Annotated in this window: 10 protein-coding genes; all 10 read left to right on the plus strand. The window is 52.8% G+C overall.

What is annotated here, in order from left to right; translation table 11 throughout:
• Position 1 precedes the first annotated feature (1 nt).
• Positions 2 to 2149 carry a hypothetical protein gene (locus tag BN1969_RS10295; protein WP_050624215.1) on the plus strand — a complete coding sequence of 716 codons (2148 nt, stop codon included), beginning with the start codon at positions 2 to 4 and terminating at the stop codon, positions 2147 to 2149.
• Positions 2150 to 2218: 69 nt separating this feature from the next.
• Positions 2219 to 3703 carry a C40 family peptidase gene (locus BN1969_RS10300; RefSeq protein ID WP_050624216.1) on the plus strand — a complete coding sequence of 495 codons (1485 nt, stop codon included), beginning with the start codon at positions 2219 to 2221 and terminating at the stop codon, positions 3701 to 3703.
• A gap of 311 nt (positions 3704 to 4014) precedes the next feature.
• The gene (locus BN1969_RS10305; RefSeq protein ID WP_050624217.1) at positions 4015 to 6621 is read left to right on the plus strand and encodes a VirB4 family type IV secretion system protein; all 2607 of its coding nucleotides are present in this window, start codon (positions 4015 to 4017) and stop codon (positions 6619 to 6621) included.
• Positions 6608 to 8860: a Helicase associated domain protein gene (locus BN1969_RS10310; protein WP_050624218.1), complete on the plus strand. Its 2253-nt coding sequence runs from the start codon at positions 6608 to 6610 to the stop codon at positions 8858 to 8860. The genes BN1969_RS10305 and BN1969_RS10310 overlap by 14 nt, the downstream gene beginning before the upstream one ends.
• On the plus strand, positions 8781 to 9434 hold the full coding sequence (locus BN1969_RS17185; RefSeq protein ID WP_077138750.1) for an HD-GYP domain-containing protein: 654 nt from the start codon (positions 8781 to 8783) through the stop codon (positions 9432 to 9434). Before BN1969_RS10310 ends, BN1969_RS17185 begins: the two co-directional genes overlap by 80 nt.
• Positions 9395 to 9937 carry a DUF5697 family protein gene (locus BN1969_RS10315; RefSeq protein WP_050624219.1) on the plus strand — a complete coding sequence of 181 codons (543 nt, stop codon included), beginning with the start codon at positions 9395 to 9397 and terminating at the stop codon, positions 9935 to 9937. The genes BN1969_RS17185 and BN1969_RS10315 overlap by 40 nt, the downstream gene beginning before the upstream one ends.
• A complete protein-coding gene (locus BN1969_RS10320; protein ID WP_050624220.1) occupies positions 9924 to 10613 on the plus strand; it encodes a DUF6100 family protein in 690 nt (229 codons plus the stop codon). Before BN1969_RS10315 ends, BN1969_RS10320 begins: the two co-directional genes overlap by 14 nt.
• The gene (locus BN1969_RS17970) at positions 10588 to 10782 is read left to right on the plus strand and encodes a hypothetical protein (protein WP_145984960.1); all 195 of its coding nucleotides are present in this window, start codon (positions 10588 to 10590) and stop codon (positions 10780 to 10782) included. Before BN1969_RS10320 ends, BN1969_RS17970 begins: the two co-directional genes overlap by 26 nt.
• Complete coding sequence (locus tag BN1969_RS10325; protein ID WP_050625460.1) at positions 10779 to 11930, plus strand: hypothetical protein; 1152 nt, start codon at positions 10779 to 10781, stop codon at positions 11928 to 11930. The genes BN1969_RS17970 and BN1969_RS10325 overlap by 4 nt, the downstream gene beginning before the upstream one ends.
• 18 nt (positions 11931 to 11948) lie before the next feature.
• Complete coding sequence (locus tag BN1969_RS10330) at positions 11949 to 13940, plus strand: VirD4-like conjugal transfer protein, CD1115 family (RefSeq protein WP_050624221.1); 1992 nt, start codon at positions 11949 to 11951, stop codon at positions 13938 to 13940.
• Positions 13941 to 13971: the final 31 nt, after the last annotated feature.

Consider the following 13971-nt stretch of genomic DNA (forward strand, 5'->3'; position numbering starts at 1 on the left):
CATGTTAGATTGGATTTTTGAGGGGATAGCGAACTGGGTGGCCAGCGTGATGACACAGATCATGGATGCTATATCCGGGGTGTTTCTTGACGCGCTTGGCACCGATATGACCGCAATGGAAGAGTACTTCCCGTTTGCCGTCAGTGCTTATACGGTTATCCAATACACAGCGTGGGCAGTGCTTTTTCTGGTGGTGGTATGGCAGTTATTCCGTGCGTTCAGCGGTCCCCTATCCGAAACAGAGGAGCCGCTCGCTCTGCTGGCCCGAGGTGCAATCTTTGCGATCCTGATTGGATATGCAAAGCCCATTTTCAGTCTCGTTCTGGACATTGCACGAGCGCCTTATACAGCGCTCATGGAAGAGACTATGGACCCGGGCGACTTTACATTTGCGGGAATCCAGCAGACTCTTACCAATGGGTTGGCTACCATCGTATCTGTAGCCACGGTGGTAGGACTGATTTTGTTGATCATTTTCATGATCGCTTTGGCATGGAACTACTTTAAACTGCTGTTGGAAACCGTGGAGCGATATGTTCTGGTAGGCGTCCTTTGCTATACATCTCCGCTGGCATATTCGATGGGGGCTTCTAAGGCGACTTCCCGGGTCTTTCAAAGTTGGTGCCGAATGGTTGGCTCCCAACTTCTACTGCTGGTTCTGAATGTGTGGTTCCTACGGGCATTTGACTCGTCCGTTGGCCAATTCATTGCGAATGGTGGTGCTTTGAGCAGTGGTCAAGGCAGCGTCTTCTTGTGGCTTTTCTGCGCACTGGCACTTCTGAAAATCGCCCAGAGATGCGACAGTTATCTGGCGGCTATGGGCCTATCTGTGGCACAGACGGGTAGCAGTATGGGAATAGAGATGCTGATGGCTGCCCGGGCGCTGACTGGTTTCTCCAAAGGCGGCAGCAGCGCTGCCTCCGTGTTTGGAGGCGCGGCGAAGAGCGGGGCCGGGGCTGCCGCCGGTGCGGCTGGCGGTGTCACCACAGGCGGTATTTTGTCCGGCTTTATGAGCCACGTGAAGCCCAACAGTTTTGTGCGTGATGCCGTTGTGGACGGCGGAAAACGCATGGGAGTTGGTGGCGGTGTCGGCTTTGTTGGCCGGGTATTCGGAGGAATGGCAGCCCGAAATGGTGCAACATTGACCCCGGAGTCGGTGTCATCAGTGGCAACACGGATGCCCAACGTATCCGGAACAATTGCAGGGGACATTGCCAATCGTAGCCTCAACAGTTATATGCCGCACCTGACAAGCGGCAAAGCCGCCGGGATGACCTACGCTGATACAGAGATTACTGGCGGCCACATCAGCACCAATGCAGTAGGACCGGATGGGCGGCAGGCCAAGGTGGACTTTTACAACACGGCCCAGCATGATGTGCCCACCACCCCCCACACCGTTGTTACTGCTGCAGATGGGAGCCAATGGTATCAGGTGGCCTCTGGGGAGGGAATGGGTGCGTTCTATGCCACCCCCGCATTCACCGGAAATGTATCCGAGGCGGCGCAGGTGTCTGAAGCGTTCCCAAGCGCACCGGACGGCACTCTGCTGCGGCAGGTTGATGAGAGTACGCTGGAGGCCATTTACCCGGATGGCGGCAATAGTCTCTGGTACAACAGCGCCTATTTCCAGGAGCCGGATGCGCCCCATGAAACAATCCAGGGCGCCGACGGTTTGAGTTGGTATGCGATGACTCCTGCAGCATCTGTGCCGCAATTTGAGCCGGTACCAGATGGTGGAAGCGGAGCGGCGGAGCGGTACAACCAGGCGCTCTTTGGCCAGTTTATGCCTGGTTTTGACCAGCCAGTGGTGTCTGTGGATAGTTCCAGAGCTGGGGATGGTATTCTGGAGGTGCGGCATGAGGACGGAAGTGGTACCGCATTCTATGACCGCGCTGTTTATCAGGCTCCACGCGGCGACTACCATGTGTACGAAGACAGCGGTGGCAGCCAGTGGTATGCCATTCATGGCACTCCTGCCGTGGAGCGTCGGCCCGTCTATGAGGACGGGAAACCGCTCTATGAAAATGACAAACTTCAAACATTTACAGTGGAGACGGTACGCTACAAGTCTACTCCTGCCCGGTACTCCGAGCCGAAAAAGAGACCAGTCACAGAGCGTAAGCCGCCAAACAGAAAAAAACATTGACCATCGGGCGGGCATACCTGGGAACGGGTATGCCTGCCTTCATATTTCGGTACAAGCGAGGTGATCTCTATGTCTGACGACCGACAGTTTGGCGAAGGCCAGGACAACTACCTGCAGGGGATACGCAGTGCGGCAGAGGCGGCTAAACAAGCCGGTTCCGCCGCCGGTTCAGTTGGCACAGCGGCTGGTGAAGCGACGGCCAACGCGGCCGCAGCTACAGTGCAAGCCGGTATGGAGACTGGCAAAGCGGCGTCAGAGATCGCCGTCGGAACGGCTGCTGGCGGGCCGTGGGGCGCCGTACTCTCAGCGGCGTGGTCTCTCCGCCACACGCTCTTTAAGGTCTTGGTGTTTCTCTGCTTGTTCCTGCTGTTCATTATCATTACCGTAGTGTCCCTGCCGTCCATAGTATTCAATAATATCTTCCACACTGACCCGACTACCGTTGATCCAAATGGCCCAACTGAGATGACAGCCATCTTCGATAACCTCTCCGCTACTGTGGCCGATTGTATTCAGGCTGGGTATGATGCCGCCTTGGCGGAGGTAGATGAGATTATAGCCGATGGGGGCTATGACTATGACCTGTCCATGGAGGCATTGGTCAATAATGCCTTAGTATCTATGGACTACGATACCTGCTATATCCTGGCTGCCTACTCTGCCTCCATGGGCCAGCGCGGAACGACTAAGGCAGATCTGCAGAGTAAACTCAACGCCGTCACCGACCAAATGTATACCGTCACTTATGAGGTGAAGAGTACCCAAGTCCCGGTAGAGAATGAAGGGGGCGATGGGGAGACGCAGGAAACGGTGCAGTATGTGGCCTGTACGATCCACCCATTTGACCAGTCGATTATCCTGAAGGCCTTTGACGTGGACGTGGATGCTACATACGATCAGTTCCAGATCTCCTATGGGGATGCGATCCTCAATATGTCTAATGCGCTGAAGATGACTATGTATGGGACCGCCAGCAACGGGAGCGTGCCGCCTATCAGCGACGCGGAACTGAACTTGTTTCTGGCCAGCCTGGACTGCAGCGGGAAACGCAAGGAACTGATGCGCTGTGCCCTCTCACTGGTGGGCCGCGTCCCATATTTCTGGGGCGGGAAGAGCGCGCCAGGTTGGAATGAGGAGTGGAACACCCCCAAACTGGTCACTGCGGCGGGGTCCAGCAGCACAGGAACGATCCGCCCCTATGGACTCGATTGTTCCGGATTCACGGAATGGGTCTATCAGACAGCGTTAGGCGTGACACTGTATGATGGGTCCTGGAACCAGTGGGATGCCACGCATGCCATTTCAGAAGACGAACTGCTGCCCGGCGACCTCGGCTTCATGGCGGTGCCCGGTACAGTCCCAGTCAACCATGTGCTGCTCTACGCGGGAGAGGATGCCGACGGAACCAAACTATGGGTCCACTGTGCCAGCGGCACTGGCGTGGTGCTGAACTCCCCAGACTATGTGACCCAATACCGACGCAGGAATGATATTGATTTAGAAGGAGATCTGCCCTTGGCAGACATCACGGAGGAGATTGGATATGGCGGATGATCGAGAGTTCAGCAATGTCTATACTATCCCGCCAAACTACACTGATTCTGGAAAATTGCTGGGCGGTCTGCTGGAGACACGAAATACAGTAGAGGCATGCATTCTGCTTTTGCTTGTGGGCTATCCGGAATTGATGTGGATGCATCTTCCAGCTACTGCAAAAGTTGTTGTGATGACCGTGACGCTGTTGCCACTGGGCGTCTTCGCCCTGATGGGCATTGGCGGGGACTCTCTGCTCCGGTTTGTCACCAATATGGTTCTGTTTTGGGTACGGCGCCGTCGATTGCATTACAGGAGGATAGGATACCACTATGGCACGACAGTCACACACAGGAAACGCCCGTCGGCACAAAAGCCCAGGCCGTCGGCAAAAAGCAGCCGCCCGTCTAGAGTTCGTACAGGACTACATTCCCCTCAAAGAGATCAGAAACGGGATCGTTGAAACTACAGATGGCCGGTACCTCAAAATCCTGGAAATTGAACCCATCAACTTTTTGCTTCGCTCCAATGAGGAGCAGTGGGGCATTATCTCTACGTTTGCCAGCTGGCTTAAAATTTCGCCCATGCGCCTGCAGTTTAAGTCCGTAACCCGCAAAGCGGATTCTGACAAGTATGTGGCGGGGCTGGAGGCGGACATTGAGAGCGAGGACGTAACGGCCTGCCGGGAATTGGGGCGTGGTACTATCCAGTTCATCCGGGAGGAAGGTAGCCGTGAGGCATTGTCCCGCCGGTTTTTCCTGATTTTTCAATACGAGGCGGTGCGCCGCCAGTCCGATAACGATTATGGTGAGATCTACGCAGCGTTGCAGACGGTGACGCAGAATGCCAAGACCTATTTCGCCCAATGCGGCAACAGTATTGTACAGCCAAAAGATGAAGACGCATTTGTAGCTGAAATCCTGTATATGTACTTCAATCGCCGTTCCTGCGTGGAGGACCCTTTCCAGAGTCGGCTCAACCGCGTGGTGGTGGATGCGATGGCGGCAAAAAGGCGAGTTGTCGGCATCGATCCAGTCCCGAAGATCCGGACATCCAACTTTGTGGCCCCTCGCGGCCTTGACTTGAGTCATGCTGGCTACATTATCATGGATGGGACCTACTATACCTACTTATATATTCGCAAAAACGGATTTCCTCAGCAGGTGCGGGGAGGTTGGATGTCTTCACTCATCAATGCAGGCGAGGGCGTAGATGTGGATCTGCATCTGCACCGCGAGATCCGTGGTAAGACCATTGATCGAGTGGCCCAGCGCATCCGGCTCAACCGCACCAAACTGCGAGAACTGCAGGACACCTCCACTGACTATGAGGAACTGGCTGGCTCTATCCAGGCCGGTTACTACATCAAGCAGGGACTCTCCAGCCGGAATGAGGACCTGTTCTATATGTCGGTGCTCATTACGATATCTGCCCCTACCTACGAAGAACTGCAGTGGCGTAAGCAGCAGATGAGTGACTTGATGAAGTCCATGGACATCCAAGTAGGTGACTGCCTGTTTCAACAGGAGGCGGCACTGCGATCCACCATGCCATTTCTCTACCTCGATCCTGGTCTGGAGCGCAAGTCCAAACGAAATGTGCTTACTTCAGGCGCGGCCTCGACCTATATGTTCACCAGTTTTGAACTGTCTGATGACAATGGCATTCTCTTGGGTCTTAACCGGCATAACAATTCGCTGTGTATTGTCGATCCATTTAATACAAAAGTCAATAAGAATGCCAATTTTACTATCTGCGGGACATCTGGCGCCGGTAAGACCTTTACCATGCAGGTGATGGCGCTCAGGCTTCGGATGCGCGGCGTCCAGTGCTATATTATTGCTCCGCTCAAAGGCCATGAGTTCAAGCGTGCCTGCCACAAAATTGGCGGTACCTATATCAAACTGGCCCCGGGTTCCAGCGCCTGCATCAACGTCATGGAGATTCGTCCTACACTCACACCGGAAATGGAACTGATCGACGAATTGGATTACAACGACATCGACTCCATGCTGGCAAAAAAGATCCAGCAGTTGATGATTTTCTTCTCCCTTCTGATCCCCGATATGAATAATGAAGAGGAGCAGATGCTGGACGAGGCCCTGGTCAAGACCTACGCCAAGTTCGGGATTACCCACGATAACAATTCTATCTATGTTGACCAGAGCAGGGGAGAGATCAAGACTATGCCAATCCTGGGAGATCTCTATGAGATACTCAAGGAAAATCCACTGACTACCCGGCTGGCCACCATAGTCAGCCGCTTTGTTACAGGCAGCGCCCAGAGTTTTAACCGCCAGACCAATGTAAACCTAGACAATAAGTATGTTGTGCTGGACATCTCGGAACTCAAGGGCAAACTGTTGCCGGTAGGTATGATGATTGCGTTGGACTATGTGTGGGACCAGGTGAAGGCAGACCGTACCAGACGCAAAATGGTGTTTATCGACGAGATCTGGAAACTGATTGGTGGCGCGGCCAACAAACAGGCTGCGGAGTTTTGTCTGGAAATATTCAAAATTATTCGAGGCTACGGAGGAGGCGCCCTTGCGGCAACGCAGGACCTCTCCGATTTTTTTGGCTTAGAGGACGGCCGTTATGGCAGAGCAATTCTGAATAATTCCAAGACGAAAATCATCCTCAACTTGGAGCCGGACGAGGCAGAATATGTGAAAGATGTCTTGAAATTAACTCGAACTGAGATCCGCAGTATCACACAGTTTGAGCGCGGTGAGGCGCTGATCTCCAGCAACAGCAACAAAGTGCCGGTCATTATCAAGGCATCCCGGGAGGAGCAGCAGATGATCACTACCGACCGGGCTGAACTGGAGGCTATGCTCAACGAATTAAAGGCGGTAGCCGATATTGCGGAAAGCGGAAGCAATGGTTCTTCTGCGGGTTTGACTGGTGGAATGGAGGGAAAAGATGCCGAAGATTGAACTTTACCCACATAACCAAGCTGCACTCAACCATTTGGAGGAGGCCCTCAAGTATACACGCCGTGCTGCGGTTATCCAGCCTACTGGAACTGGGAAGAGTTTTGTTGCGCTGGCTTTTATAGAACGCCGGCCGAATAACTCGTTTTTGTATCTCGCACCATCTACGCATATCTTCAATCAACTGAAACATCATGCTGGGCATACAGAGGTGCTTCTCCATACAACCATGATGACATATCAGAAACTTTGCCTGCTTCACGAGGACGAACTTGGGAAACTGGAGCCGGACTACATTATCCTTGATGAATTTCACCGCTGTGGGGCGGATGACTGGGGAAGTGCGGTTGACCATCTTCTCGCTTTGTATGTTGAATGCTTCTTAATTGGATTTACAGCTACCCCAGTCCGGTATCTGGATAAGGCCGGCACACGCGATATGTCCGAGGAACTTTTTCACGGAAGTATTGCAAGTTATTATACCCTTCAAGATGCAATCAATGATAAGGTCCTGCCGGTGCCGCACTATGTATTGGGAGATATCCTGATGAACGAAAGGGTCTCTTCTCTGGAAACCGCATTAACGCAGGTTGCCTCTTATGGGAGGGCTCGTACTGCTGGTTATTCATTGTTAGAAAGCCTTAAAAGAAATATGGCAGAAGCGCAAGGAATTGACGAAATATTTAAGTGCCATATGCCCAATAGATTTGCAAAGTTGATCGTATTCTGCCGGAATCTTGAACATATTGCGCAATGTCGGGAAGACATGCACCGTTGGCTGGGACCAGGTAAGAAAATCAGGGAGTATGTTTGCCGTTCAGATGAAAAGGCCGCTGATATTGAACTCAACGCCTTTGCTGGGGATAATGAAAGGAATGCAATACGGTTGCTCTACTGCGTGGATATGCTGAATGAGGGTATCCACATCAAGGATGTGGATGGGGTTGTCATGTTACGCCCTACGATAAGCCCGATTGTCTATTTACAGCAGATTGGACGCTGTCTCGCCTGCAGTTCGGATGGTAGTACATCCCCGGTAATTTTTGATTTGGTCAACAACTATGAGTCTGCACGTGTTGAAGAGTCTGGTCAGCGTGTATTCAATATTGAGTTTTCCCACCATCCCAGCAGTGGGAAAGGGAAGAACACGCCTATACCCTTTTACATGTCTGGGGTCCCCACACAATTCGAAGCCATCCTTGAGAAGTTCGATCATCTATTTACGCGGGCGGGACGATGGGATTTTTGCTACTCCATCCTCCAGGAATTTTACCACGAATACGGCCAATATCCGCATAGCCGCACATGTTACCGAGGCATCAAAATAGGGAGGTGGCTATCGGAACAAATCCTATATATCCAGCACAACAGTCTATCAGCAGCCCGAAAGGAAAGGCTGGAGATGCTACCTGGCTGGTCGACTTTTCTGATTGAACGACAACCAACCAGACGTACATTCGATGACTACTATAAAGAATTGCTCGTTTACTTTGAGAGAGAAGGGCACATTGATATTCCACAATCATACATAAATCCATCGACAGGATGTAAACTGGGCCTTTATCTGACACGTTTACGCAATATTAGAAAAAAGACCGATAGGGGACATTTATCGCAGGACCAGATCAATAGACTGAATGCTCTTGGCATGAAGTGGGTGAAAAGAGAGCACCCATATCGGGACTTCGATTATTATTACCAGCAACTGATAAAGTTTTACCGCCGAGAAGGGCACATCAAAGTTCCCACAAGGTTTATTGATCCTGATACTGGTTGCCATTTGGGCAACTTTATCAATTGTGTAAGGCAGGCAAAGAGGGGAACGGGCCATGATATTGTTCTGACAGACCGGCAAATTGAGATGCTCAATGACTTAGGGATGGTTTGGCAAGTCCAGGCATCTCCATTGCCATTTGATACTTACTATGAGGAGCTGCTCCGATACTATCGGAGGGAGGGGCATATTAGGGTGCCTGGGAACTATATTGTGCCGGAGAATGGATGCAAACTTGGGAAATTCATTCAGCGAATGAGAGCAATTCGTGCGGGCACTGCGTCTAGCGGGTTTATCACCCAGGAACAGATCGCAAAACTGGATGCGATGGGTATGGTTTGGAATGCATCAAATTCAAAAAAGAATTTAGAAGAGAGGAGTTGCAGAAATGGATATTTTCACCTCGTTGACAGCGGAGGAGATCGCACACAGCAAGCGGACTGCGGAGATCAGCAGAATACTAGCTGAACATGCGGATTATGACTCGGCTGAAGTACACGAAGTGTATCAGGCGGCATTGCTTCACGATATTGGGAAAACAATGATCCCGGTGCGCATCCGTTGTAAATCGGGCAGTTTATCAGAAGTAGAACGGTCATCAATGCGGAAACATACGTCAATTGGACATTTTCTGCTGCTACAAACCGGAACGATGCTGGGAACATCTTCTGTTGTGGCCTTGCAGCACCATGAACGGCTGGACGGCAGCGGCTATTTGGGGCTGCAAGATGCTGAAATTCACCCTCATGCAAAAATAGTAGCAGTGGCAGACGTTTTCGATGCCCTGATCTCGCCTCGCCCTTATAAGCGTCCGTGGGATATCCGTCGAGTCAGCGATTACCTAAAATCGTGCGCTGGCGTGAAATTGGATGGTGCCATTGTCAGACTGCTGCTGGACAATCTTCCACAGGTATTGGCCCTATATCGGGACAGTACACGTATAACCTGCAAAATACGTATTTCTCCCATTTATACACATAGAGGAAGGAGGGAAACAAAACTATGCTGTTACAGGAAGAACAGTATATCATCCATTGGCTGACAGAGTATGGGCCGCTGCCTAAAGCGCAAATTGTCCGAATGCTGAAGGACAAACCGCCTAAGACGGCAGAAAAGATTATTCGTGCGCTCAAGAACGAGGTCATGCTCCACGAAATCTCCGGCGGGTACTATCTGGGGGTGGACCCCATGTGCCAGCCGGATCAGCGCATGATCCTTGCCGTATGGGTGTTGCTGCAGTTCATTGACAGGGTGGACCCTATGGCTCACTATCCCGCTACTTATCCGTCCCAGATTTTCTTCCTCAAAGAAGATATTGGATATGAGATTGTTGTCCTCTACGATGGCGAACAGCATCTGACCAGACTGCTTCAGCCTCAGGAGGATCTGCGGTATATCCTTGTCCTGCCACATATCAACATGGCGCAGGAGCTGGTCTTGCCATCTGCGCCTCACCTGTTTGCGACTGTGGATTACAACGGACAGGAGACGCCGGATGTACGGTTCTTTACGGAAAGCGAGGGGGACACCTATGCCGCGGTCTGAGTTTGAGCGGGCGCTTGGAGCAGCGGAGCATCGGGCGGGACGAGCGGCGGTGGAATTAGCCCGTACTCGCCGTTTGCTGGAGCGGGAGGACATGGCCGGTGCGTTCGGGGCGGCATTCGCATTTTCCGCGGAGGTAGAGAAACTCGCGCTTCTTGCGCGTGTCTTGCCAGCCTATACCGGACATCCCAAGGCAGCGGAACTGAAGGAGCAGATGCTGATGGACACGATCCCCGTGGAGATGGGATATGCAAAGCGCGGGTGGTTTCGTTTGCAGATCCCTGCACTGCTGCCGAAGAAGGAGTCCGGCTCCCCCATCTACATCCAGCAGTATCTCTACCCGGCGCTGCGGCGCTATTTTGCTGGAAAGCCGCCGGCTCTCTATCAAAATTGCGTGCTGGCCTACCGCCATGTGTACTGTCGGGAACGTCCGGAGCGTGCCTATCGGGACCACGATAACATTGAGGTCAACATGGTGACAGACATCATCACGCTGTACCTGCTTCCGGATGATGCGCCGCGGCGATGCGCCCACTACTATTGCAGCGCCGCCGGGGCAGAGGATCAGACGGAGGTCTATGTAATCCCAACCAGCCGGTTCCCCACATGGCTGGCGGCAGAACAGGCGAATGATTTGGAGGAGGAAAGACTGTATGAAACGAGCGAAATTTGGGACTAAAAAAGTACGGGATTTGAGGCCCAGTTTCACCCCATTTTTCCACGTAAATCCGAAACGCAGGAAAATACCTGAAAAATCAAGGGTTTCCCAAGGTGACAGGGAGGCGTTTTGCGGCAAAGAGAGGAAAAGCCATGCCTTAAAATCAGACACGACCGGGCAGTCCCAATGATCACACTGCGACCGGGCAGTCATGTTTACCGCCTGCTGCTTTTACTGGCCATTGCTGGGGAATACCCCATGCGCTCTCTGCATCTGTTAGGCAGCAGCCGGACGCTGGAGGACCTTGTCCACCGGCTGGGGCATGTGCAGGACTTCCGCACCTCCACTGGGGCAGACCTTGGCTCCTGTAAAATGATTACCACAAGTGGGAGGGGCGAGCGGCGGACAATCCGGCTGTATAAGAGTGCGCTCCCCCTCCTGCAGACCCTCCATCCGGCAGCCCTCGCACACTATTTAGACATCACTCACAATCATCGTTTTTCTGGGAGTGCGGAACATATCGAGCGCAACCACCGAGTCGCAGAGACGGTGGCGATGTGCTTGGTTGCGGACGTGGAGACACGTCCTTTTCTACTGCCTGTTCTCCAAAGGCGGGCAATTCAGCAGGTTGTACTGGATGGGGCGAGTTTTTACACGGCAAAATCCGTGAAGCGGCTGGACCATGCGGAAATGAACAAGACGATTTTCACACGGCTCACGGGCGCGCTCTTCAGCCCTGGTTACTGTTATGCTGTCTATAACACGCGCAATGCAGTGATGAAGTGGAGCGGTATGGGCGAGTTCAAGACAGCACGGCATTTAGAAGAATTATCCCGTATGAATGCAGGCCCCGCCCGGGCAGACCATGCACTTCTGTTGGGAGAGAATATGGATTTGGCCCTGCAGACCTTGCTGGAGTCGGATAAAAGCGGCCGCATAGAACTGCGTTTTGACCGTATCTATCCACACGTACATTTTATCCCAATGACAGAGCAGGGAATCCGACTGCTGAGGCTCCTAACGCTCCCAGACTGGAAAGAGCGGGTCCTGTCAGTTGTCTTTCCGGAGCAGATGCGTACAGTGGGACCGGGCGTGATGGAGTATGACGCTCAAAACGGGAATACCCTGATTCTCTCCCACTTGGACGGCGACATCGCACGGCTTGTGCGGGTGCGGCAGGCGCTGGAGCACAGCAAGGTCCCATATGAGATCATGTGTTTCCCCTGGCAATGCCCATTCCTGCACGGGTATATCGGCCCTCGGGCACAGCTGCGTGAAATCAGCATGACTGACTTGGAGGCGGCGCTGGGGATCGGACCTCAGGCAGATGAGATCTGACTGGAAGGGGGGACTGCCATGCAGTCGAAGTATATTCGCACAATAGGAATTGTACTCGCCGTCATACTGAGTATGGCGGCGATTTTTTACATAGGTGGGTTGGTCAACCAATTCAACCTCAATTATCAGAAGTGGCTTGCAGAGGGCGGGATCACTGGCAAAGCCACAATGGACGCGATCTGTTTTTCGCCGGTGTGCTGCTGGCGGAGCGCCATGACCGCAAGCGGTCTGAAATGCGTTGCCCTTGTGGCAGTCATCGGCAGTGGTGTATATCTTTTCATCCATTTCCAAGACCGATTTGGCAATGGCGACTATGATCCTCGCAATTTCTCCCGCAGTAAGCGGGGGACCTATGGCACAGCGGGGTGGATGAGCGACAAGGAGATGCGTGCTATCCTGGAGATCAGCAGCCCCGGCCATGCGAAGGGGATTATCTTAGGCAAGACGGAGAAAGGAGCCGTCATTTGTCTGCCGGAGGATACCCGGCTCAATAAGCATATTGCCGTCTTCGGCGCAAGCGGAACAATGAAATCCCGCGGAATCATCCGCCCGGCGCTGTTCCAGAGTATCCGGCGCGGGGAATCCGTGGTGATTTCAGATCCAAAATCCGAAATGTATGCGGACACGGCAGAACTGTTTCGCAAGCACGGCTATCTGGTTCGGGTCTACAATCTGTTACAGCCGGAACTTGGCGACTCCTGGAACTGTATGTTCGACCTGGGCGGGGACACCCTCATGGCACAGGTGCTTACCGATGTCATCATCGCCAACACGAAGGGAGATGGTGAGAGTGATCATTTCTGGGATAATGGCGAGGCAAATCTGCTCAAGAGCCTGATCCTTTATGTGGATATGGACTCTACCCGCAAACCGGAGGAGAAAAACCTGCCGGCCGTCTATCAAATGATCACCCAGAACACAGAAAAAGAACTGACTATGATTTTTGATCGGCTGCCGCTGGACCATCCAGCTAAGGCTCCATACAGCCTGTTCAGTCAAGGCAGTGATGCAGTACGGGCTGGCATTGTGCTTGGCCTTGGAACCAGGCTTCAGGTGTTGCAAAGCGAAGCCGTGCGTCAGATTACCCGTCGCTCGGATATTGATTTGTCACTGCCGGGCAAACAAAAATGCGCATACTTTATCATCTTGGACGACCAGAACTCATCTCTTGAGTTTTTGTCGTCTCTTTTCTTTGTATTTTTGTTCATTAAGTTGGTGCGCTATGCGGACAGTATGCCGGAGCAGCGATGCAAGGTGCCGGTCAATATCATATTGGATGAGATGAACAACATTGGCGTGATCCCTGACTTTGGCCGGCGACTCAGCACAGTACGCTCAAGGGCCCTGCAGATTTTGATGGTCTGCCAGAGCCTGCCTCAGCTTCAGAACCGGTATCCCGATAATCTGTGGGCGGAACTATTAGGCAACGCGGATACGCAGGTTATGTTGGGAGCCACTGATGATGTGTCGGCGCAATACTTCAGTGCCCGCAGCGGAGACATGACAGTGGAAGTCAACTCCACCATGACCACACGACAAAGTATCGCCCTTGCGCAGGTTATTCCTCAATACCGCTACACAGAGGGAATCGGCCGCCGCCGCGTACTGACTCCAGATGAGGTGCTGCGCCTGCCCAACGATGAACTACTCATCATCATCCGCGGACAGAAGGTTCTGCGGGCCAAGAAGTTTGACTTTACGGAACACCCGTATGCCAAAGAATGCGTGAAGGCCCATATCCGGGACTACAAGCCTGCACATCCTGAGGAGAAGCCCGCTCCGGTGATGGTCCACCCACAGGCGGAGGAAACTCCACCACCGGAAAAAAAGAAGATGGCAAAAGGGAAAACGGCAGGTTGCGGAGCGTCTGCAGCAAAACAGGGCGAGAAGCCTGCTGCTCCAGCTCAAACTAGCGCGCCTCCGGCTGCTGCGCCGCCAGAACAACCGTCAAAACCCGCCAAACGGCCCAAGACCCTCTATGAGAGCGCTAGGCCGCCGGCGGATTTTTGAGTAATTGAAGCACGACGAAAAACAAAGGAGG

Source organism: Clostridium phoceensis (assembly GCF_001244495.1).
Taxonomy (GTDB): domain Bacteria; phylum Bacillota; class Clostridia; order Oscillospirales; family Oscillospiraceae; genus Lawsonibacter; species Lawsonibacter asaccharolyticus.

Bases quoted from the DNA above. Each gene is read 5' to 3' on its own strand.
- BN1969_RS10295 (WP_050624215.1), top strand. From the start codon at position 2: ATGTTAGATTGGATTTTTGAGGGGATAGCGAACTGGGTGGCCAGCGTG.
- BN1969_RS10320 (WP_050624220.1), top strand. From the start codon at position 9,924: ATGCCGCGGTCTGAGTTTGAGCGGGCGCTTGGAGCAGCGGAGCATCGG.
- BN1969_RS10300 (WP_050624216.1), top strand. From the start codon at position 2,219: ATGTCTGACGACCGACAGTTTGGCGAAGGCCAGGACAACTACCTGCAG.
- BN1969_RS10315 (WP_050624219.1), top strand. From the start codon at position 9,395: ATGCTGTTACAGGAAGAACAGTATATCATCCATTGGCTGACAGAGTAT.
- BN1969_RS10310 (WP_050624218.1), top strand. From the start codon at position 6,608: ATGCCGAAGATTGAACTTTACCCACATAACCAAGCTGCACTCAACCAT.
- BN1969_RS17970 (WP_145984960.1), top strand. From the start codon at position 10,588: ATGAAACGAGCGAAATTTGGGACTAAAAAAGTACGGGATTTGAGGCCC.
- BN1969_RS10305 (WP_050624217.1), top strand. From the start codon at position 4,015: ATGGCACGACAGTCACACACAGGAAACGCCCGTCGGCACAAAAGCCCA.
- BN1969_RS17185 (WP_077138750.1), top strand. From the start codon at position 8,781: ATGGATATTTTCACCTCGTTGACAGCGGAGGAGATCGCACACAGCAAG.
- BN1969_RS10330 (WP_050624221.1), top strand. From the start codon at position 11,949: ATGCAGTCGAAGTATATTCGCACAATAGGAATTGTACTCGCCGTCATA.
- BN1969_RS10325 (WP_050625460.1), top strand. From the start codon at position 10,779: ATGATCACACTGCGACCGGGCAGTCATGTTTACCGCCTGCTGCTTTTA.